A 21,237-nucleotide genomic window follows, 5' to 3' on the forward strand; every position below is an offset into this window, starting at 1 on the left:
GGCTGGGGCAGAATGATTTGTTTCTCTGGTACTTCATGCGATCTTCTGTTCACCCCAGCGGATCTGAAGCGCACCGTTTTCATCCCGTTCCTGACGCATCAGGAGGGAGAGCAGGTCATAGTCCACATCAAACCTGTCATAAATCTCATCCAGGTCCACATCCTGTCCTTTCATAAACAGGTTCAGCTTCTCCTTTGCCAGCACCATCTGCATCAGGTTGGACTCAATGCTTCCGGCATAGGTCAGGAAATAGATGTCTTTCTGTTCCGTTGAGGTGTACCGGATAAACCGGAAATAGAACTGGCTCATGCCGGAGTTGTTGTAATGCAGTTCCGGTATGATGACTTTGTTGACATAATCGAAATTGACGCTGGAGGGAAGGCTCTGCTGAGTGCAGAGAAGAATCCCGTTGCCGCTGTCCTGCAGAGTCTGTTGGAGCGCCCTCCTTTTGGCAAAGCTGGTATTGGAGCCGGTCACCACGAACAGGGGGCGGTCCGGCAGGTATTCCCGCAGTGCTTTTTCATAAGATTCCAGCACGGCAACATGCCGTACTCCGATAGCGACGATCTCATTCTCCCATTCGGCAGCCATATCAACGGCGGCCATGACTTTGACCGGGGTATCCCCCAGATATTCCTGCACCGTATCCGGTGCGGCGCTGATGCGCAGGAGAAGGACGATCTGCTGGACCAGGCGCATCATGGAGTCTTTCCGGGAATTGCCTGTGGATGCAAAATAGTTCTGCCGCATCTTATAAAACTCATGGATTGCCCGCTGGTAGACTTCTTTTTCTTCCGGCGGGAAGTGGAGCAGTACCTGATGGAGCTGCTTGATATCCTTGCAGGAAACCTCCTCAAAGGTTCTTGTGATCACGGTCTTCCCTAAGATATCGCTGAGAATGTCCGCATTGTAGATGTCCTGTGTGCGCTTCTCCATGCCGAACACCGTTACTTTTTCCGGAAGGTGGGAGGCGGCAAACAGGGAATAGCCTTTCTTGTAGGCAGGAATTGGCTGGCCGAAATAAGGGTTGATGTCGCAGTCCGGTTCTTCGTCTTCGTCTGCCTTCCTGTCATTGTGATAGATATACCGGTTCCAGGAGATCATGTTGACGGAATTGTTGTAGAGCAGCTCCAGCTGCGGGGCAAACTCTGAAATGTTGTTCCGGGTGCTGGTGCCTGTGGTGAGCAGCTTCATCCGGCAATGGCGGAAACAGGTAAGTACCGCCTGGCTTCTGGTGGTTCCGGGGTTGGAAATCTCATCGCTTTCGTCCAGTATGAACTGGATATTCTGGTGCAGGCGCTTCATATGCTTTCTCAGGTACTTTTTATAAGTGCTTACTTTGTTCAGTGTCATCAGGACAAAGTCTCCGGGGTGGATACGTTTTAAATCCGCCAGCCGCTTTACAAATACATAAGGCAGCCCGTAGTTTGCCAGCACCACATCCCAGTTGTTGCGGATGGAGATGGCGGAGGAAACAACCCATGTACTGTGTACGTTCTGGTTCTGCATCCGGTACAGCCCTGTTGCAATGCCGGCCAGTGTTTTTCCGCTCCCCTGTTCCCACTGCAGCAGCGCATAGCGCTTCTGGAGGGTAAGGTTGATGTCGTGCCTTTGAATCTCATTCAGGCGGATCTCCTCAAATTTGGAGGAATCCCACAGGGAGAAGTCATTAAGCCATCTGGCGATAGCCGGGTCTTCATCCATTTCTGCGTAGGGCGTATTCTGGATTTCGTATTCTGCCTGTTTCCTGCGGAGCAGCCGTTCATAACCCGGAAAAGATTCCGGGGTGTTTTCCAGCACGGCCTGGTAGACAGGCACGGGCAGACGTTTGCTGTCTTTGATCTGTCGGCGTGCTGCGGCGCTGTATCCCTTATAGGCAAACTCCCCCTTGCGCTTCACCAGACGGATGACGTCTGTTTCCGGCACGGGATTCTGCTTTTTTAACGCCTGCCGGAGGTAGGTGAGCACCTTGTTCTCCGTAAGCTGGACCCGGCACCATTGTTCATAGCTCATGTCATCGGGCCTCTGCTGGGTATAGAACCGGTGTACATATTCACAGCATTTGGCGTATAATGGACTGGTAAGGGGATGTGCCTTGATATGGTATAAAAGCTTTTGTGTCCGGTATCTGAAATCATCGGATGTATGGCGCATCCTTGCCAGTTCCAGCAGGATCTTTGACTGGTTGTTTTCCAGCGCCGACCTGGCAAAAGCCAGTATCTTCTGGTAGGTATATTCCGCTTCCTTTTGGATATCAAAGTCTCCCGGCAGGGCATGGTCAGCCTCCGTGCGGTACGGATGGGCCTTCCATCCCGGGTCAGTTGTCTTTTTCTGCCAGAACTGCAGCTTGGTAGGGAAACGGCTGACGCCCAGATGGGAGAATGAGTTTTCCGGAAACAGTACCTGCCCCAGAAAACTGAACTGCTTTTCCATCTCCCGGATCTGTCCGCTGTCAGTAAAAGTATCCACCAGAAAAGACCGGGGTACGATCAGCGCAAGGATTCCCAAAGGCTTTAAGACCTCTGCCGCTTTCAGGCAGTAGTACATCTGGGAGGGCATTTCCCTGCCGCTTTTTGTCCACCACTTTAAATGGAAGGGCGGGTTGCCCACTACAAAGTCAAACCGTGTCTCTGGCTGGCAGGTGCGGATATCCCGGCATTCAATCGCGGCCTCCGGGTAAAGGAACTTTGCCACCTTTACGGCATTTACATCCAGCTCGCATCCGTAGATGTTTGCCTCTGTGGGGATAAAGTTGAAGAAACTCCCCATGCCGCAGGTAAGGTCCGCCACCAGGTTATGTTCCGACAGCTTCAAGCTGGCCGCTATAAATTCGCACAGACGGGGTGGCGTGAAAAACTGGCCGTTTTCTATTTCCTTTTTCGCCTCGCTGTACGCATGGTAGTTCTCATAGTCCGACCGTTCCAGGCCGTGAAGTCCGCCGTCCCCGGTATAGGCATTATAGATATCCTCCGGACTGATGGAGCATTCTTTAAAACGGCCGCTGTCGATCAGGTACAGGACTTTTTCATTCAGTGTTTTTCGTTTCTCCTGGGGGATGGATTCCCCCCGGTAAGCATATTTCATTCGTATCACCTCGCTAACATATGGTTTTCAAATAATCCTCTATGAACTGAGCCGCGAGGGCTTCACTGGCAAACCTGATATCTACCCTGCCGTTTTTGAACATCCGCAGGGACTGCAGCTTTTCGCAGTCGGGAAATTCATGCTGGCTGTCAGGAAGATCATATCTGCCGAGAAGCCTTGACAGGCTGCAGGGGGCGGTGCCAAACATCCCTGTTTCAAAATGGGCAATGCCCCGTAAAATATCTTTTGTTCGGTCTGCCAGCTCCCAGACATCCCCGCTGTATCGGTCCCGGAAACTGCAGGCATAACCGATGAGCTGCAGGGTGCTTTTTTTCTGTTCAAACAGGGGCTTTCCGCTGCCGGTGATCCAGGCTGCCTGGTGGCATTTCTCCTTAAGCTCATGGAGCGCCTGCTCAGAGAAGGTCCGTCCGCCTGTCTGAAGGAAGATCTGTTCAAGTATATCTGTGTAGGAAAGAGACAGTTCATCCATATCCTTCATATATTTTTCAACCAGTTCCTTATAGTTGTCCGTCCATCGGTCGGCTGGTTTTTGGGGAATAAGGTTGTGTGTAATACCATTTGTGTCTATGGAAAAGCGGTATGTTTTGCTGAAATAGGAAACGATCTGGGAGATAAACTGGGGATGCAGGGAGTGAATCTGCTGCTGGATAGCATAATCAGAGAGCTTCAGGGCGTCATAAGTGACAAGGTAAGTTTCTGAAGATGCACCTGTGGGTGCCAGCAGTTCCCTCTGCTGGCTCAGCATATCGTTCCAGAAGAATTCCAGTTCCGGCAGGGTAATTCTGGCGCTGTCATAAGCCGCCTGGTGTGCCACGCAGAATATGCGGTCCGCTTCTGAGATACGGGTATCCGCTTTTACTTCAACGGTTTCAAATTTTGTGAGTAGATCCATAAGAGCCTCCTTTCTGTTTGACATGGGGCAGGATGTTATCCTCCTGCCCCATGAAATTTAAGCGATTGCAAGCTGCTTGCTCTCCCTGTTGAAAATATATACATTGTCAGAGAGAAATTCCGACCGGTCCAGTATGGTGCGGTTAATGTCATAAACCATATCCCTGAGACGGTCAGTATCATCATTTTTATGCATGGGCAGAAGGATTGTTTCGTGAACGGAACTGGGCAGGATCACCAGGTCATCTTCGATCTTCCGGGCGAAATCATCCAGGACACCTTTATAGCACATGGCGGCCGCCCCGTTTTCTGCTTCCACATTGGAAAGGGTGTACATGGGGATAAAAAAATCTTCTGGTACTTCAAGTGCTTCCGGGGGAATATCCGGTGTGAAAACAGGGAACATATTTTTGATATGTGCCGGATACAGTCCGGGGGTGTTTTCTTCTGCTGTTTCCCTCAGCTCATTCTCATCAATTCCCCAAAGCCTGATATGTTCATAGCGGACAAGGAAGCTCCCCGGCATGTCTTCCGCAATCCTGCAGTCGGCATAATAAACCTTTGCAAGATCCAGAAAACGGGTATGGGGAACTTGTGCAAGCAGTTCCTGGTTTGCTTCATAGTTGATAAGCCTGTAATACAGTTTCTTTTGAATCTGGCTGAAATCCCTGAACCACTTCATATCAACAGAATCTGTAAGGACGTTGTTTTCATAAAACGCAAGAACGTCTTTCACGGCCTGCGCCCAGTCGTCTGTATCAAGATACCTTTCAAAAAAGGGTTCCAGATAGATAGTGGGACTTGTGTTGGAATCCGGTTCTTTAACCGCAAGCCCGTAAGGACGGATGCCGTTGGTTTTTAACGGATTTACAATCTGGACTTCCCTGTTCAGGGCATCTGAAATGGCAGCTTTCATTCTGTCAGTAAATTCTTTTATATTCATAGCATCTCCAATCTGTATGCAGTACGCATACTCTGTGAAAGACCAGCATCCGTATTCTCTGGTGTGGTCTTATAATAGGAAAAGGCCGTGGTATGGATAGCCACGGCCGGAACATGGAGGCGGCCGGCATTACGCAGCCGCCATAATTGTTCAAAGTCCATTTACGCACATGCGGCCAGTCTCACAGGGAGCGGACTTATGGCCGCCAGCGGAAAAGGGCTCATGGACAGGTGATAATGGGTATTTCTCGTTTCAAAATGGATATTGTCCTCGGTCTGCTCATGCAGGGCGACAACCGCAGATGTGCGGTAGAAGGTTCCCCCGGCTGCAAAAACAGCGGGTTTTCCGATGGTGACCGGACACAGGAGCGTTCCGCAGAGCATGACGGTCTTCTTTTCTTCTGCTTTTTTCTTTCTCATTCTTTCTGACCTCCATTCTTTTTCAGTATTAAATTTGTAATGGCGGCATTACCCATAGCACAGATCGAGAAGCACACGGCGTACTTCTTTCAGAAGCATCTGCACATGCTCTGTGGTGGTGTTCTGGCGGCGGGCAATATCGCGGTCATTGTAGCCGCAGGTCTTCATACGCACGATGTTCATCTGCTGTTTGGATACCCTTTTAGCCAGATCATGCAGGAGAAGCTGCTCTTCCAGCTGCCGCATATACGGGTTGGGGGCGGGTATGGTTTCCTCTAATGTGTAACTGTCCTCATAAGGATTGGTGTGCAGGCTCAATACCAAAGCATTGTGTTTTTGGGCTTTTTGAGATCTATAGTAGTTGTGCAGAGCACAATTCATGGAACTCCACGCAATAGTAGCAAAGGAGTATTGTTTTAAAGCAGGCTCTGTTAAAAAGCGACGGACAGATCGAAGATAAGCAAAGACGACAACATCATAAAACTCATCTATGGATAACTGCTTTTTCTGAAGAAACTTATAAACCAGACCGTGGTGTTCTTCTGCAAATAAGCGCTGCTCAGGTGTTAATGGTATTTCAGATTTCATAAGAATTTCCTCCTTCAAATGAGAAAAGGATTCCCCCGGCAGTCAACCAGGAGAATCCTTTCCATACGTTGTACATGGCACCAGCCATATCGGTTACATCAGATCATGCGGGCAGGGCTTCCCGTTCTCCGTCAAGGGGCTGCCCATAGTGAAACTTTTTGCCTCCGCCTGCGGGCAGGACTTCCAGATTGCTGCTGCTGTAATCACAGCCGTCATCACGCTGGGTTTCCTGGACAGCCGCACGCTGCTGGAGCATCATACGGATCTGTGCTTTAAAACCATCTGCATAGTTCCGGATCTGTGCCAGCTCCTCGCCGCTGAAATCGTACAGGCGGCGGAAGGTGGCAACGCTGTAATCATCTTTTCCGTTGCTCATCTTTTTCAGTGCGATCTGCACCACGCTGCCGTAGGTCGCACGGCGGCGGAGCATAAAGGACTGGTTCATGAACTCACGGAAGGGTTTTAAGCTGGTGGGCGGCAGGGTTACCTGTAACGGCATGAACTCGCCGTTGCGGAGCAGATAAAGCACGCGCATGTTCTTGCAGGCTTTTCCGTTTCCTTCTGCGGCGGAGCCGAACTGGTTCAAGGCACAGGCCGCACAGGAACCGCCAGGCTCCCCGATCCCTTGCTTCCCGTCCACAGAAGAGCATAAGGGATTGGAGTTGTCGTCATACTCGCTGCCCTCCGGCCAGTAGGCGTTGTTGGGGTGGTTGAAGAGGATAACCCCTTCCAGGGTTTTTGCATAGTCCGGATTCTCCGGGTCATCGGAGGGGATCTCGAACATCAGCGCGCCGCCGCCCGGAATCTTGATCCGGGGGAAGCTCATCTGCAGGCCGTCCATATCCTCCGCCAGTTCCTCCTGGGTGAATTCCCCTTCCGGCATGGCTGCCGGGAGCATAAATTTTTCCTGTTCTGCCAAAGCGTTGTTCTGGGTGTTATTCATACTGTTTTCCTCCTTGGATTTGAATTGTGTCTGAAGCGGCTGCGTTATGCTGCCGCCTGGTTGATCCGGTTCCACTGGCGGGCCGGCATGGAAAGAATGTTGTAGCCGATGCTCTCCAGCTGGGTGGCCCTGTCGTAATTCTCCACATCCTGGCTGTGCCTTGTGACCGCATTGGAAAGCCCGTACAGTGTAAGGTCCTTTCCCTCGATCAGATGCTGGAGGATGCCTTCCCCCTCCTCATCCGTGATGTGGAATTCCCGGCTGGCCAGCTTGACGATGCCGGGAACATCTTTTGTGTTCATCTCCGCCTTTGTGGCGTCCTGCATCATGCCGACCACCTGGGCAAAGTGTGCCTCTTCCACGGCGGCCCTGACCGTATCCTGGATCTTTAGGATAAAAGCCCTGTCATCGGCGGCCAGTGTCTTTTCGGAATAAAGCTGGAAGTTTTCTTCCGTGTCATTGATCTGCCCCACATGGTTGCGGCGGGTCTGTGCGTCATTGACGATCATGCCGTTGCTGCATACCAGGCGGTAGACAAGGGGCTGGATATTGACGGCCCCCATGCCGGTCTCGCTGTTGGAGATGATGACGCCGGCCTGCACAATGTCTCCCGGCACCACCTCCGCTTCCAGGCGGGTATTGACCACCTTCATATACATCCGGCTGTCCGTGATCTGGCAGCTCTCAAACCGGGCGCCCTCCATCTGCCCGATGATGGGCAGGACGGCGGTGGCGATCTCCAGGTTGTCGATCCGCCGGTAACGGTTGCTGAGGAAAGCCCTTGCGGTGCCTCCCATGGTGCGCAGAAGCCGTTTGGATGGGGCATGCCGGAGCCAGGCGTTGACATTTGCGGCCAGAAGCTCCGGTTTTTCCGTGAGCATCCGGTCATAGTAGGGGGCAGGGATCTTTAAATGCGTCCCGATCTGCCGGTGGGCAATAGGATTGACCTGCATGGGCTCCACCGGTTCGGTGTTCCCGTCAAACATGTGGAGATAGACCTGGGAATCATAAGGCTCCATCTGCAGGCTTCTGGTATCCACCAGATAATCTTCCTTCATTTTGCTCTGCCTTGTGATCTCAGCGGCCATTTCTTCCAGGGTAAGTCCTTCTTTCATTCGTGTTCCGCTCCTTTCCTGTTGTGTGCGGGCTTACCAGGATACCTGGATGCCCTTTGCCATGATCTCAGCCGCCAGCCCGTTGCGCTCAAAAACCTGCACAAGCCGGGGCCAGTATGTTTTTTCCGGAAAGCCGGCAAGGTGCTCTTTTGCCACCTCCTCCGTGTCCTCCTCGATGCAGATATCGCCGTCTTCATGGATGGTGAGACGGCTGTGCCCTCTGGAATTTAAGTCTGCCACAAGGGATTCCAGAACCTTCCGGCCCTGGACCTCATACCAGATCTGGGGGTCTACCGGCTGCCTGTTGGGCGGCACCGTATCTTCCGGTCCGCCGCCTCCGGCCTCCGAGAGGGGGACGATCTTTAACATGTTGCAGGTGATGCCGGCGTTCTGGTCCACGCATACATCCGCATGGTCAAAATCCGGGATGCCGTAAAGGCGGATGCGCCCGGTCCCTCCTGCCAGCACCAGCTTTTCCGGTCTCTTTTCGCACCACTCCCAGCGCACATCCGGATAGACCGCCCGAAGATAGGCGGAGATCCGGTGGTTGACATGGCGGAGCAGGAGCAGTTCCGTCTCCGCAGGCTCCATAGCCGGAAATACCGCAGACTGTGAAGGGGAAATCCCTTCCGCCAGGCGTTTCTTTGTAAGCTGCTTGCGCATCCTGCGGCGCTTTGCCTGCTGCATGTAAGGCCGTAAGAGCACCGCCACAACCCACAGCCCCCAGAGGGTGAATACCCCGGTCAGAAGCCAGGACTGCCAGGCGCCCCTTACCAGTGCCAGTATGGCGATAACCGCACCCACGAGGATGCTGATGCTGCCCCACAGGGCTTTGTCACGTTTCATTTTTTTACCATCCTTTCTCTGCTGTTGTTAAAAGTAACCGGTATGCACAAAAAAAGAGGAACCATACCGGCCTTTCAGTATCATTCTGAAAACCGGTATGGTTCCTCTTTCTGGAGCCGGTGTGAAAATCACTCCGGCAGGGACTCGCGTTCCCCGTCCAGCACCTCCACAGGGGGAGGGGCGGCGTCTGCGGTCCCGGGGTCATCTGGAAGATCGGCGGGGCTTTCCTTTGGAGAGCGGCCGGGAAGAAACCCGAAGTTTGACAGGTAGATCTTTAAGACCTTCGTCTTTTCCTTCCCATGGCCTGCGGTACAGTCCACCAGCTGCTGTGTGCCGGTGATCCATAGCCGGCTGTCCTTTTTTACGCCAAGCTGTATCAGGCGGGATACTTCATCCTCCCATGCCCAGACCTGGTAATACTGGAACTGCCCTTTGCCGGTCTGCTCGGTAAAGCCGAAACAGACATAGGTGGAATCCTTCTGGCTCTTTTTTGGGGCCAGGTCATTCTCCACACGTCCAAATGCAAAAATCTGTGCCATAACACTCCTTTCTGCCACTGGCCTTGTTATCTATAAAAAAAGTGCCAGCGGGAATCCAGCCCATACGGGCGCAGCAATGCCACTGACACTTATATACAAACTTAACAGCGTGTGCAATGCGATTTTCTTATCGCCATACAGACAGACCTGCCTGCAATCCTGCAAGGATACGCACAAAAATCAATTACAAGGTAAGTATAACACTATATATGGTGCCTGTCAAGTTTACAAATACAATATATAGAATTTTGGAGTGGCGAAACACTATATTTTGTAGACGGATGCCGGGGAAATATGCACGAAGCCTCCTGTCATATAAACAGGAACCGGCAGGCCCTTATTCTGCAGTTTCCTGCTCTTTTGTCTCCAGCCTGCTGTCCGGCAGACCGGAATCGTATCCTAAAAACAGGTCCGTGGAGAGGGATGCATCCAGATATTCGCTGCCCAGGGAAGGGCGGGAGGACTTCCGGAAATAGAAGGAGTAGGCCCTGTCCGGTTTTATCTTTACCTGTTTTCCCAGAAGGAGGATGACCGTTTTTCCCTGGCTGTCTGTAAGTTCTATTTTTTGATACCTGTGCAGAGGCTGCGGGGAAACGGCGCTGCATACGCCCGTGATGGTTTCATAGTCTCCACGCAGGATCACGATCAGAAACCCTGTGCTGCGCAGCAGGCAGCCGCCAAAGATGATGCCGCTTAAAACCAGTAAAAGCCGGTCGCGGGAGATAAAAAATGCAATGGCGGCAATCAGGAGGGTGCCGGCTCCTGTAAACAGGAAAAGAAAAACCTTCAGCCGGAGGGTAAAAGGGGCATTTAACCATTGTTCCATAAGATATCATATCCTTTCAAAAATAATCTGCTGGCGCAGGTACAGGTTTGCGACCGCAAGCGTGACCGCCCGGCTTTTTGGGGAAACCCGCATCAGGCAGCCGATGTTGTCACTGGTGGTGTCCAGGTCATCATAAAGCCCTTCCAGAACGCTTTCCTCGGTGGGGAGGGCGCGGATATCCTTTTCCATGCACCGGATCAGTTCCGCTGTGGAGAGCAGGGCCTGCCTGGCAAGGGCCATGACCTGTTTCTCATGTTCGGTGCGCCGGTCTTTGTGGAAAAGCCTTCTGGCCGTGCGAAACGGCACATGGTTTATAAGGGTCAGTTTCAGGAAGGACAAAACCCTGAGAAAGCCGGAACCGTCCGTGGGGATGATGTACATGGAAGAGAGCAGGTCATAGAGGGCGTCATATTCCGTATCGCCTTTTCCACAGACCAGCAGGCCCCGTGTCAGCAGCCGGTCCACACAGTCCTTCCAGGGACGGCTTACGATGTCCTCCCGGCCCGGCAGGGATCTGGTATAGAGCTGCCCGATCTCTTCCATGCGGGCGATCCGCCAGTTCAGGCAGCTCCAGATGACCATTTCCTGCAGATCGACCATGTATTCCTTTCCCCCAAGGATAATGACGGGGCAGCAGCGCCGGCATCCGTTGGTCCTGCGTTCAAAGCGGCCGACCGCCGTGTAAAGTGTTCTTAATGCCATAAAGAAATCCTCCTGTTTTCATTGTGATTATGGGGACCGCCTGCGGCAGTCATAAAAGCCCGGATAGAAATGGCGTGTCTTTCTTAAGCTTCTGGGCAGCACGGGAGATCCATGCGCCCACATGGGGCGGCGGCACATCATACAGCCTGGCGATATCAGAAACGCTCATGCCTTTCAGTTTCAGGGCCAGGGCTTCGATTCCGAGTTTCGTCACGCCGTGGTATTTCTTTTCTGCGTATGCGAGAAGGTCAAGGGTTTCTATCATGTTTACCTGTACATGAAAGTCATCCGGCTGGGGAACAGGCTCCCCGTCCGCTAACAGCTCCCCATGCGTTCCTACAGCCAGGTATGTAAAACGGCGCTGTTTGAAGCACATCTGCCTGCAGTAGGAGAGCAGGCCGTTACGCACAATCTTTCTGGCATAGGTGGAGAATTTGGAGCGTGCGGGGTCATAGGTGGCCGCTGCGTGGCAGAGCCAGATACAGCCCTCCTGATACAGATCCTCGTATTCAAACCCGTAGACTGTCTCATTGACATGGATGCTTTCCAGGATGACCCAGTAGACAAGGGACAGGCTGTTTTCCACCAGTTCCTGCTGCTCTCTGGTCAGTGGGATGTTCCGTTTCATAAATGCTCACCTCTCTTCATGCCGCCATGCCGCCGCCCGGCCTTACCGGGGAACGGCACAGGGAAATAACCTGTTCACACATCTGCTCTGAAAACATGCCGATATGGGCCTGGCTTTCATCAAGCCCCAGCTTTGCCTGTAGCCATACATAGGCGGCCCATTTATCCATATGGCGCTCTTTCTGCAGCCTTTTTAATGCTTCGTGAGCCTGGATGCGTTTGCGGCGAAGCCTCCGGTCCGCCATGGTTCCCATGGGCCTGCGGTCCCTCTTATGGGCGCTCACGTAGGCGTCACAGGCCGGCCAGCGGGAGCAGATATACAGATAGCTTTTCCGGTCAATGGTATCCGCCCCGTAGACCGTGCTGGCAGGGCGGCAGACGGCCGGGGAGCCGCAGTAAGGACATTTCAGGCTGTATTTTTTCATGGTTTTCATTGGTCACCTCCGTTCCTGCCATCCATGGCAGATCTGTTTTTTCCTAATTCCCTTTTTTAAAAGCAGCGGCATCGATCAGATACCTGGCAAAGCTCCAGGAGAGGGCAGTCCGTGGATGATACGGTGTGCCACTCGATATACAGGCCGTATACGCTCTCAAAAGTCTGTTTTCCTATCACGGCCCGGCAGCCTTCCGGTTCTATGGATTCTCCGGTCATCTTCTGTAAGAGTTTTACAGGCATAAGGATGAGGGAACCGTCCGCATCCACAGCCATCAGGAATCCTTCACAGGGCGGAGACTGGCCGTGGGGGCAGACTGCATGTTCGCATTTGATAAACAGGGCATTGTGCCAGCAGCCGCGGACCGCTTTTAAAAAGGGATAAATTCTACAGTTTTTTTGATTCAATTTCTTTTCACCTCTCTTACGTTCTTTTTTCAGTCCTGAAATGGTCAATTTGGGCCAAAAATTTCTTAAATTTTTATAAAATCCGGTTATTTCTCTTAAAAAGTTCCTTCTAAAAATAAAAAAAGGAGGGCCAGCCGCAAATTTCTGCGGTCCGGCCCTGAAAGTTTTTATTCCGTTATATTATCCGAACAGCCCCTCGATCTCCTGCGTAATTCTGGGGATGACCGTATCATTAAAGATTAAGGTCAGCGCTGCCAGAAGCAGGGCGCCCAGCACAACGGCAATGATGATCTTCACGGCATCCGAGATATAGAAATCCCCCCGCTGGTTGGAAACCGCCATCCGGGCACGGATGATAAACTGGTCTGCTTTGTTACGGATACAGGTTGTGATTTTTCTCATGGAAACCTCCTATTATTTTTCATGCATGGTTACAGGGATACAAGGCCGGCTCTTTAAGGCCGCCGGATCGGTCTTTTCCGCTTGTTCTTTCTGCCCGCCGGCCTGTCCCGGCAGGGTGCAGGCTTCTGGCGGAGCAGGCGGCGGAACCGCTGTTTTTCTGCCTCTGCCAGAGATGGCAGGGGATGTTTTCTGTGTCTTTTCATAGGCAACTCCTGTCTGTATTCTTTCTGCCGTGGAAGGACGGCGTGGGCTGACTGCTGTAGAATGCTGTGCTAAGGAAAACCGCTGGGGTACAGGTGACCGCCTCCTTTCCATAAAACTGCTTTGGATTTATCCAAAGAACGCGCCGAGGGAGCTTAAGACCTCCGTACAGAGAACCACCAGATAGATGATCATGATGCAGATCAGCATCATCATGGAGTAGCGCTGGATCTTTTTCGGCCGTTTGGCAGCTTCTTTTTTCAGGTTGTTCTGCTCAATCTGCCGCATGTCAAAGCAGATCATCTTAAAGTACATCCGCTGGTCATCCCCCCGCAGGACGCCCACCAGCCCCCGCACTACATCGGAAAGCATGGGGCTTCCGATACGGGTCTCGAAGCGGATCAGGGCATTCTCATAGTTGCCGGTCTTCATGTCTGCGATGGTCTGGTCCAGTTCCGCCCCGAAGTCCCGGCCTGCCACCCTGCGGTAAGAGGTGAGTATCTTCAGCACGTCCCGGTCATTCTCCAGGTTCTGCCCGATGGTCAGGGCAAAGCGGGGAATCTCCGCCTCGATGAGTCTGCGCCGCTTTTTTACAAAGTCAAAGGCCGCATAGTAGGTGGAGAACCAGAGCGCCACGGCGGTTCCGATCAGGACGGGCACAAAGAGCGGCATCAGGAACGCCATGGGGAACGCACAAAGCCCCACGGCTCCGGCCGTTACCCAGGCCCTGGCCGTGTACACCTCCGGCGTCAGTTTCAGCCCGGCAATGGAGAGGGCCGCCTGCAGCTTGTTCCGTTTCAGGCGGTCCAGCCGAAAGTAAGGGGCGAACAGCTTTGCGATCCTTGTGATATACACATCCAGGAGCTGTTCGTTTTTCGTGCCCCGCTGTTTTTTCGCCAGCATCATCATCCTGGATGTTTTGCTGGTAGGGATGTCCGCAAAAGCCGTGGACAGGTTATAAACGGCAAAGCCGAACAGGATAATGGCAATCAGTGCTAACAAAGTCATGTTCCGTCACCTCCGTATTCAATGGGCTTGCTCAGCTTCATGATCTGCGTAAAGGCAAACAGGATGATGGCTGCGCAGATGGCCAGGGCAATCTTGCCCGGCGTGGTGTAGATCAGGGTGTGGAACCAGTCCTTGTTGAGGAAATAGAGTAGGGGGACGTTGCCGATCACCAGGAACATCATGGTGATGGCTTCCCGCCTGGGCCCCTGCATCATGGCTTCCAGCTCCGACTGCACCACACGGACATCGGAGAATTTCTGCACAATGGTAGGCAGCGTGTTCTTCATGGAACGGTCCGACTGGCACTGGATCAGGATATTGGCCCATTCGTGGAATACCCGGTTGGGTATCTTCATTTTTAAGGAGTTGATGGCGCTGGTCATGTTGGCATTGATCAGCTCGCTCTCATATACAAATGCCTCGAAGTTTGCCCTGATCGGCTCATTGATGTAAGGCAGGTTCTCCCTTACGGAGCGCAGCAGGTCCTCTGTCCGCAGGTAGGAAGTGGTGACGATGGAGATCGCGGTCTCCAGTTCCTCGTTCAGGTGCTTCTTATAACTGGCCGCCGTGCTGCGCAGATACCATACGGGAACCAGGGAAAAGCCCAGCCCCAGGATGGGGACCAGGTACACGTTGTTAATCAGCAGCGCCAGCACCGCTCCCACGGCGAACAGGATAAGCGTCAGCCGGGTAACCGCTTCATAGCGGTCTGCCCGCCCGGTATCCTTTAAGATCTGTTTGATCTCATAGCCCTGGTTGAAAAACCCTCTGGCAGGCGTGCCCATGATGACATTCAGCTCATCCGACAGGGTGGCGGTTTTCCTTCCGGTGTTGAAGATAACATCCGTAAAATCCCGCGGCTTTACTTCAAACAGTGCCAGAAGCCCGGCACTCAGCAGGGCAAAACAGATAAGATAAATCCAGTGCAACTATTCCACCTCCTTTCACGGTGTCTTTTTTCCGGATGTGCCTTTACGGGGCGGCCCGGTTTCTAAAAATTCCTGCAGCTCCTTGTGGGAGATCCCGTTGTCCAGGAGCCGTTTTTTCAGTGTCTCGGACATGGCTTCCATCCTGCGGTGCCTGCCTACCACATGGGCATTTCCGTCTTCATCGGTCACGTTGTCCACCACTTCATATTTATAAAGGGAGCGGTACAGCAGTTTTCCGTCCAGATAGTCCTCCCCTTCGATGATCTCCATGATCTTCCGGGAACGGTCCTCCAGCTGTTTGGTGAACACCACCACGGGATAGGCTTCCACCATGATCTGCATGAGGATGGAATCGTCCATGCTGTATTTCCGCTTGGCCAGGGTCATCATGCGCCGGTAGGTGCTTTCGCAGGAGTTGGAGTGGATGGTGGTGCAGACCGTGTGGCCGGTCCGGGAGCTTTCCGCTGCCGACAGGCTCTCTGCCGCCGACCGCATCTCCCCCACGCCGATCACGTCCGGATGCTTGCGCAGCACCCGCTCCAGAAGGAAGTCCTGGTTGATGTTCATGGACGGGTTCTCATGGGGGCGGGTCAGCAGGTGGACCACGGAGTTTAAAATATTCCCGTCTTCATCCCTTTTTACCAGGTCAAACTCCCGGCTGCCCTCCTCAATGGTGATGAGGCGGCGGTTGTTGGGCACATTGGATAAGAGCCATGCCATGATGGTCGTCTTTCCGGAACCGGTGGAGCCGGCGATGCACACGGAAACCCCATAGCGGATGCAGGCGGTCAGGAAATGGAGCATTTCCGGCGTGGCGCTGCCGGAATCCAGGAGCTTTTCCTCGGATACCGTATTCTGGTTGACGATACGGATGGAAGCGTTGATTCCCACCTCCGAATCCACGATGGGCGTCTTATCTACGGAAATACGGATGTTCTTGTCCAGAAAGCCGATGACGGAGGGCATGGTGTCGTCAATGACCATGCCGCAGGCGTTCAGCATACGCCGCACCACATCGATGGCGTGCTGGGGAGAGGAAAACCGGTCCGGTATCTTGATGCTGCGCCCGCTGTTCATAATGACTTCGATATCGTTATAGGCATTGATGTTCACCTCCTCCACCCCCGGCTGGTAGATCCATTTTTTCAGGAAAGAGTAGCCGGCCATGTCCTCATAAAGCCTGGCACAGAGCTGTTCGGTGGTAAGCCTTTTGATGGCGTATTTGCGTTTTACCAGATACTGCACCATCAGCTCCTTTAATACCGTGACTGCCCGTTCCGAATCATTTTCCCCGGCGCCGGCGATGGTGGAGGCATGGTTTTCGGAAAAGTAGCGCTGTACGTCCTCCAGCACCTGCTCATAAGTCAGGGCGCCGTTTTCCACAGGGGCAAAGAAAATATCATTCAAGTTATTCATCCTTCGTATTCCTCCCCGTCTTCGTCTTCGCTGTATGCGTCCTCTTTATCTTCCTCCCCTCCGTATGCCGCCTCATCATATCCGTCCTCATAGCTTTCCTCCTCCTGCTGCTCGGCAAGCTCCATCTGTTCCAGGGCATCCAGCACCCTGTTTAAAGAGGCGGTATATTTGGAGTTGCAGTATTTGATGGCCTGGAACATGCCCCCTTCAGTAGCGCAGCGGTCAATCTCCTTCCCATAGGGCAGGAGGCCGTCAAAGCCGCCGATGATATAGCCCATCTCGTCAAAGGCATGGAAGGGGCGGGCCATGCCGGCAAAGGTTATATGCTCATGGTAATGGAAACGCCCGTCTGCCAGTAAGGGCTGGTGCGCTTTCAGGTAATTGATGCCTTTTAAATCCGGCGTCACGATGCGGAGCACCAGGTCCCCGGATTCAATGGCGGCAGGGGTGAACACGTTGGTCATAACAGAGCCGCAGTCCAGGATGACGTAATCCACCAGCTTCTTTGCGGATGCAATGAGCTGCAGGGCCATCTGGTAGTCCGTTTCCGGGTAGCTTAACGGGTTCTCCCCGGCGCAGTATCCCATAAGGCCGATATAGGGGTAGCTTTTCAGCACCGTCACATGGCTGGCTACCAGGGATGTGTCGATCTCCACGCTGGTTAATACCTGGCCGATGGAGGCGGCCGTGGTGGTGATCTGCTCCGGGAGCCAGACCGGGAGCATGGGGATGCCCGGCTCCCCGCTTATGATGATGGCCTTTCGTTTGTCACGGGTCAGCGCTTTGGCAAGGATGCAGCAGAACATGGATTTGCCGCTGCCGGGGCTGCCCCAGACCGTGATTGTTTTGGACATGGAAACCATTCCTCCTTTCTGCCTGCGGTCAGGTATTGTTGTCCGAATCTTTTTTGCTGCTGTTTCCGGTTTCTTCTGCAGTTTCGTTTTCTTCCGTGGAGGCAGGTTCTTCCCCGTTTTCCTCATTACTTTCGGTGTCCGGATTGTCTGCTTCCCCGTCCATCTCTTCCGTTTCTTCCTCCGAAGGCTCCGGGAAATAGATCTCCTGCAGGATGGTATCCTGTTCGGCCAGAAGCTCCTCTGCCAGCTTTTCATTGCCCCGGGAGATCAGGGCCACATGGGCAACCCCGTCATTTTCCAGGGAAGTGATGACCCGTGCCTGTTCCGGGCTTGCCAGCACCGTGATGGTGGCGGACTGCTGTTTTTCCTCATCCTCCACAGGCTCCTTTGCGTTGTCCACGTTGACGCCTTTGGCATCCGTGACGGAAAGCACCCGGACAAAGCGGAGCTCCGGGACCTCCTGGGCTGCATCCAGGAAATGATAAACCCGGATGATGTCGCCCGGCTGCAGCTTGTCGGACAGGCCGGAGGCCAGCGTCTTGACGGTCAGGGAGATGGCCACTTTCCCGGAGGGGATGTTGTTTAAGGCCACATCCGAGGAGACCGGGACGGCGCTGATCTTGGAGCTCAGGATATAATCGCCCTGGGATAAGTCCGCTGTGGCATAAAGTCCTTTCACATCATCAAGGGAATGGGCGATGTTGGGAGGAAGGTTGTAGCTCCCCACTTCCACGGTCTCCGTATTGTCGGCTGAGAGCTGTTCTCCTTTCAGCACGGGCTTTGTGATGCGGACGATCTCGGTCTTGCCGTTGGTCTGCTTTGCAATGGTGGGCAGGGCGACAAAGGCGATAACGGCTGCCAAAAGGATGCTGAGCAGGCCGAAGATAAAGCGGTTATTCAGTTTCATGGTTGTTTTCACTCCTGTCTTTTAAAGTGTGGCATCTGCCGCCGGTTCTGCCGGATAAGGCATATCGTGTGATTCTACGGGGCAGATGAAGTTATAAAATTGCAGCTATCGTAACGGCCAGGCTCCCGATCATCAGAAACGGCACAAAGGGAAGGGAAAGCATTTCCTCTTTCCGCCGGTGCCGCATTGCCAGGGAGACACAGGCAGCAAGGCCGGAGGCAGTAAGCAGGATGACAAGCATCCGGGAAGGGCCGTAGAAAAAGCCCATCACTGCCGCCAGCTTGATATCCCCTCCTCCGATGCCGGCGCCCTCCTTTGACAGCATTGCGGCGGCCAGTAAGACCAGAAAGCCTGCTGCCAATCCCGTAAGAGAGTATAAAAATAAAAGCGGCAGCAGGGCGGTTCCCAATACCACGGTACGGACAAGGGGCGCCGCAAGGGCAAAGGGGAGGAAGAGCAGGAGCGCCCGGTCGGGCACCCGCTTCTTTTTCAGGTCGTATGCGGCAAATCCAGCGATGCACGCAAAGGCCAGCAGTTCATAAAGGAAAAGGACAGGGCTATTCACGGTTGGTATACCAGTCATCAAACACGCTCTGGTGGATGGTGACGTAGTCGTTTAGGTTGACCGAGAGCATCCCGTCCGGCGTCCATGCGTCCCATACCTGGGTATATACCACATAGCTTGTGCTGTCCGGGAACCATACCGGCGTGAAATGCACCGTGCGCCCGTAGGTGGAAAACTCATTGGGCTGGAAGGCAAACCGTGCGCTGCGCCCGCTGGATGTGCGCTGCAGAAGCCGCAGGTAGGTATTGTACTGGAACTCCGGAAATAGGGAAAAAGCAGTCTGCGGGTTGCTGTGGTGCCCGTCCGGCGAGTTGGTGGACAAAGTGGCCCGCACTTCCGTTTTGACGCCGTACCCGCTCTTCATGTCCTTTCCGTTTGCTGTCGGTACGATATCATCCGGCATTAAAGTCATGGTGCCGCTGATGGATGCAGAGTAGCTGGTATAGTCATACTCCCAGTCTCCCCAGTCTACCCAGTGGCCGTCATCCTCCCCATGGCTGCACCACTGCCAGTCAGGAACCCAGTAACAGCTCCACACACCCCAGCTTGCGCTGAGTTTCTGCGGATTCACCGGGAGGGCAGGGACGGTATAGCCGGGGTTGATATCCGTTGCCAGAGGGTCAGGCGGTATCTTTTCATTCAGGTCCACGATTTTTGCCACAAAGGTATCCTGGGCGGTAAAGCCCCTGCTTAATGACACCGTGATGGTGATGGTCTGCGGCGTAGGGGGCGTGTGCCATTTCACCCATACCAGCTGGGAGTCGTTTGCAGGTATGACAATGTTCCGGACGGTGTAGCTCCTTCCCATGATATGGAAAGTGACCGTTGCCGGGTTATCTGGTGTTAGACGTCCGCCTGTCCGCAGGCGGATGGCAGTGATCACATCCGTGTCCACCCGGTATTCCACATCCGGCGCTTCGATCTCGCCGCCGGGCTCTTCCGTTTCCTCAAACCAGACAATGCCGACCCCCAGGGCATTTATGATATCCGCATTGGACTGTATCCCCCGCCTGCCCCCGGTCCAGGCCGGAAAGCCAAGGTCATCGTATTCCAGGAACAGGGCAAGAGGGAGGTTCTGGAATGCCACCGAGGGCAGCTTACTGCGCAGGGCGCCGCCGGAGAGCTGGTCATAGAGGGCGGCCTCTGTTGCCGTAAAAGCGTATTTTGTCCCATTGAAGGTCACATAGGCAATGGGCTCTAAAAGGATCTTGTATTCCCCAGACAGCATGCGCTCATAGCTGACGCCTGCGGCATCCGCTACCATCATGCAGGCATACTCCGAACAGAAATAGCGCTTGATGGCTTCAATGGTGGCAGGCCGGCTGTTGCTGGTGATGATGGCCGGCATGGAATAGGCGGGCTGCCGGCAGTTATAAGGGACGCCGGACTGCAGGGAAACCGAAGCTCCGTCCCGGTACTGGATCTTGTTCACTTTGCCGAAATGGAGCATCGTGGCGGACTGGCTGCGGTTGGCGAAATCCACCGGCGTGCTCACGGCGGCGCCGGACTGGGCATCCACCACCGTCACTCTTACCCCGTCATTTCCGGGGGACCAGAAGTTGGCGGAGGTGCCCTGGTTCATGCTGCCGCCGCCTCCGTCAAGGTTGCCCTGCCCGGAAGCAAAAGCCTGTGCGGGGCACAGGCAGAGCAGGAGCGCGGCGGTGCAGAGGATGGCATAAAAGCGTTTCAAACAGTATCACACTCCAATCTTTTTTTACATAAAAGAAAACCGCCTTGCATAGCGGTTTTCCGGTTTTCAGTATTCAGTTTTTTTCGTATGTGCCGGTAATCAGCAGGGTAACCTGTCCTGAAAGCCTGCGGATGTATCTTTATAGGCTTGTCTGGAGTAAGGAATCAGTTGCCCATGTTCCCGACCATCTTATTCGGGTCGCCGCTGCTGTCTATGGCGGCCTGGTTGACCTGTCCGGGCACCACCCAGCCGAATACGGGATCGTATACGGCGCCGTTCTCATTGGTGGAGCCTGCTGCAGGCGTATCCCCTTTTCCGGTATCGGTGGAAGAGGGGGCTGTATCCGGAGCGGGGTTCACAGGATGTTCCCCGCCAGGGTCTGCCGTGACGGCCTTGCCTTCCGGGGGCGGGGGAGGCGTTTCCTCTTTTGTTTCTTCGGGAACAAAATCAATTACAATCTCCTGTTCGGATTCCTCCGCCACCTTCGGATATCCCTCCAGCTTTTCCTCTGCGCTGTTCTGGCCGGGGATGCCGGCATCTGTACGGTCCTGGAAGCCTCCTGTGGAATCGGTGGTATCCGGGGTGTCTTTCCATTCCTCCTGGACGGCATCCGGGGGCTGTTCATCCGGCAGGAAGGCAGCTTCTTTATCCCGGCCCGCCAGCCAGCAGGCGGCGAGGATGGCGATACAGGAAACAGAAAGGGCTGTGACAAGGAATCCTTTGGATTTAAAAATTTTCTTCATATAGCAGTCATCTCCTTTTTTTCTTTCTGTATATCCTTTACGTTATTCAGGCAGGTTTTTTCAACAAAAAAGCAAATATAATGGGATACCTGCAGTCCGGCCATTATAAACTGCTGCCTGCTGCCCTGCGGCGTCCG

At 53.7% G+C, this 21,237-nt stretch carries 24 protein-coding genes; all 24 read right to left on the reverse strand.

What is annotated here, in order from left to right; genetic code table 11:
• Nucleotides 1-33 precede the first annotated feature (33 nt).
• On the reverse strand, nucleotides 34-3,084 hold the full coding sequence (locus DFR60_RS09145; RefSeq protein WP_110322627.1) for an N-6 DNA methylase: 3,051 nt from the start codon (nucleotides 3,082-3,084) through the stop codon (nucleotides 34-36).
• A 13-nt stretch (nucleotides 3,085-3,097) separates the two neighbouring features.
• The gene (locus DFR60_RS09150; RefSeq protein ID WP_146218588.1) at nucleotides 3,098-3,997 is read right to left on the reverse strand and encodes a hypothetical protein; all 900 of its coding nucleotides are present in this window, start codon (nucleotides 3,995-3,997) and stop codon (nucleotides 3,098-3,100) included.
• Between the two features lie 57 nt (nucleotides 3,998-4,054).
• The gene (locus tag DFR60_RS09155) at nucleotides 4,055-4,939 is read right to left on the reverse strand and encodes a DUF5688 family protein (RefSeq protein ID WP_110322629.1); all 885 of its coding nucleotides are present in this window, start codon (nucleotides 4,937-4,939) and stop codon (nucleotides 4,055-4,057) included.
• 161 nt (nucleotides 4,940-5,100) lie between these two features.
• Entirely contained in the window at nucleotides 5,101-5,358 is a 258-nt protein-coding gene (locus tag DFR60_RS09160; protein ID WP_110322630.1) for a hypothetical protein, read from the reverse strand.
• A gap of 48 nt (nucleotides 5,359-5,406) precedes the next feature.
• On the reverse strand, nucleotides 5,407-5,946 hold the full coding sequence (locus DFR60_RS09165; RefSeq protein WP_110322631.1) for a sigma-70 family RNA polymerase sigma factor: 540 nt from the start codon (nucleotides 5,944-5,946) through the stop codon (nucleotides 5,407-5,409).
• A 103-nt stretch (nucleotides 5,947-6,049) separates the two neighbouring features.
• A complete protein-coding gene (locus DFR60_RS09170) occupies nucleotides 6,050-6,889 on the reverse strand; it encodes a hypothetical protein (RefSeq protein ID WP_110322632.1) in 840 nt (279 codons plus the stop codon).
• 44 nt (nucleotides 6,890-6,933) lie between these two features.
• Nucleotides 6,934-8,004 carry a DUF932 domain-containing protein gene (locus tag DFR60_RS09175; RefSeq protein ID WP_110322633.1) on the reverse strand — a complete coding sequence of 357 codons (1,071 nt, stop codon included), beginning with the start codon at nucleotides 8,002-8,004 and terminating at the stop codon, nucleotides 6,934-6,936.
• A 33-nt stretch (nucleotides 8,005-8,037) separates the two neighbouring features.
• Entirely contained in the window at nucleotides 8,038-8,850 is an 813-nt protein-coding gene (locus tag DFR60_RS09180; protein WP_110322634.1) for a hypothetical protein, read from the reverse strand.
• 128 nt (nucleotides 8,851-8,978) lie between these two features.
• On the reverse strand, nucleotides 8,979-9,389 hold the full coding sequence (locus DFR60_RS09185; protein WP_110322635.1) for a single-stranded DNA-binding protein: 411 nt from the start codon (nucleotides 9,387-9,389) through the stop codon (nucleotides 8,979-8,981).
• Between the two features lie 337 nt (nucleotides 9,390-9,726).
• A complete protein-coding gene (locus DFR60_RS09190) occupies nucleotides 9,727-10,215 on the reverse strand; it encodes a hypothetical protein (protein WP_110322636.1) in 489 nt (162 codons plus the stop codon).
• A 6-nt stretch (nucleotides 10,216-10,221) separates the two neighbouring features.
• A complete protein-coding gene (locus tag DFR60_RS09195; RefSeq protein WP_110322637.1) occupies nucleotides 10,222-10,917 on the reverse strand; it encodes a hypothetical protein in 696 nt (231 codons plus the stop codon).
• Between the two features lie 49 nt (nucleotides 10,918-10,966).
• The gene (locus tag DFR60_RS09200) at nucleotides 10,967-11,545 is read right to left on the reverse strand and encodes a sigma-70 family RNA polymerase sigma factor (RefSeq protein WP_110322638.1); all 579 of its coding nucleotides are present in this window, start codon (nucleotides 11,543-11,545) and stop codon (nucleotides 10,967-10,969) included.
• A gap of 16 nt (nucleotides 11,546-11,561) precedes the next feature.
• The gene (locus DFR60_RS09205) at nucleotides 11,562-11,978 is read right to left on the reverse strand and encodes a zinc-finger-containing protein (RefSeq protein ID WP_110322639.1); all 417 of its coding nucleotides are present in this window, start codon (nucleotides 11,976-11,978) and stop codon (nucleotides 11,562-11,564) included.
• 56 nt (nucleotides 11,979-12,034) lie between these two features.
• Nucleotides 12,035-12,385, reverse strand: a complete 351-nt coding sequence (locus DFR60_RS09210; RefSeq protein ID WP_243005014.1) for a hypothetical protein — start codon at nucleotides 12,383-12,385, stop codon at nucleotides 12,035-12,037.
• Nucleotides 12,386-12,565: 180 nt separating this feature from the next.
• Nucleotides 12,566-12,787: a DUF6133 family protein gene (locus tag DFR60_RS09215; protein ID WP_110322641.1), complete on the reverse strand. Its 222-nt coding sequence runs from the start codon at nucleotides 12,785-12,787 to the stop codon at nucleotides 12,566-12,568.
• 53 nt (nucleotides 12,788-12,840) lie between these two features.
• On the reverse strand, nucleotides 12,841-12,990 hold the full coding sequence (locus DFR60_RS30330; protein ID WP_167437561.1) for a hypothetical protein: 150 nt from the start codon (nucleotides 12,988-12,990) through the stop codon (nucleotides 12,841-12,843).
• 127 nt (nucleotides 12,991-13,117) lie between these two features.
• The gene (locus DFR60_RS09220; protein ID WP_110322642.1) at nucleotides 13,118-13,996 is read right to left on the reverse strand and encodes a hypothetical protein; all 879 of its coding nucleotides are present in this window, start codon (nucleotides 13,994-13,996) and stop codon (nucleotides 13,118-13,120) included.
• Complete coding sequence (locus DFR60_RS09225; RefSeq protein ID WP_110322643.1) at nucleotides 13,993-14,925, reverse strand: type II secretion system F family protein; 933 nt, start codon at nucleotides 14,923-14,925, stop codon at nucleotides 13,993-13,995. The genes DFR60_RS09220 and DFR60_RS09225 overlap by 4 nt, the downstream gene beginning before the upstream one ends.
• A 15-nt stretch (nucleotides 14,926-14,940) precedes the next feature.
• The gene (locus DFR60_RS09230; protein ID WP_110322644.1) at nucleotides 14,941-16,341 is read right to left on the reverse strand and encodes a CpaF/VirB11 family protein; all 1,401 of its coding nucleotides are present in this window, start codon (nucleotides 16,339-16,341) and stop codon (nucleotides 14,941-14,943) included.
• Nucleotides 16,338-17,195, reverse strand: a complete 858-nt coding sequence (locus DFR60_RS09235) for a CpaE/TadZ family protein (RefSeq protein ID WP_243005015.1) — start codon at nucleotides 17,193-17,195, stop codon at nucleotides 16,338-16,340. Before DFR60_RS09235 ends, DFR60_RS09230 begins: the two co-directional genes overlap by 4 nt.
• A gap of 28 nt (nucleotides 17,196-17,223) precedes the next feature.
• Nucleotides 17,224-18,102: a Flp pilus assembly protein CpaB gene (gene cpaB / locus DFR60_RS09240; protein WP_110322645.1), complete on the reverse strand. Its 879-nt coding sequence runs from the start codon at nucleotides 18,100-18,102 to the stop codon at nucleotides 17,224-17,226.
• A gap of 91 nt (nucleotides 18,103-18,193) precedes the next feature.
• A complete protein-coding gene (locus tag DFR60_RS09245; protein WP_243005016.1) occupies nucleotides 18,194-18,685 on the reverse strand; it encodes a prepilin peptidase in 492 nt (163 codons plus the stop codon).
• Complete coding sequence (locus tag DFR60_RS09250) at nucleotides 18,660-20,357, reverse strand: DUF8193 domain-containing protein (RefSeq protein ID WP_110322647.1); 1,698 nt, start codon at nucleotides 20,355-20,357, stop codon at nucleotides 18,660-18,662. Before DFR60_RS09250 ends, DFR60_RS09245 begins: the two co-directional genes overlap by 26 nt.
• 164 nt (nucleotides 20,358-20,521) lie before the next feature.
• Nucleotides 20,522-21,100, reverse strand: coding sequence for a DUF6550 family protein (locus tag DFR60_RS09255; RefSeq protein WP_110322648.1), 579 nt, complete (start codon nucleotides 21,098-21,100; stop codon nucleotides 20,522-20,524).
• Between the last annotated feature and the right edge of the window lie 137 nt (nucleotides 21,101-21,237).

This window comes from Hungatella effluvii, from assembly GCF_003201875.1.
In the GTDB taxonomy this organism is placed as follows: Bacteria; Bacillota; Clostridia; order Lachnospirales; family Lachnospiraceae; genus Hungatella; species Hungatella effluvii.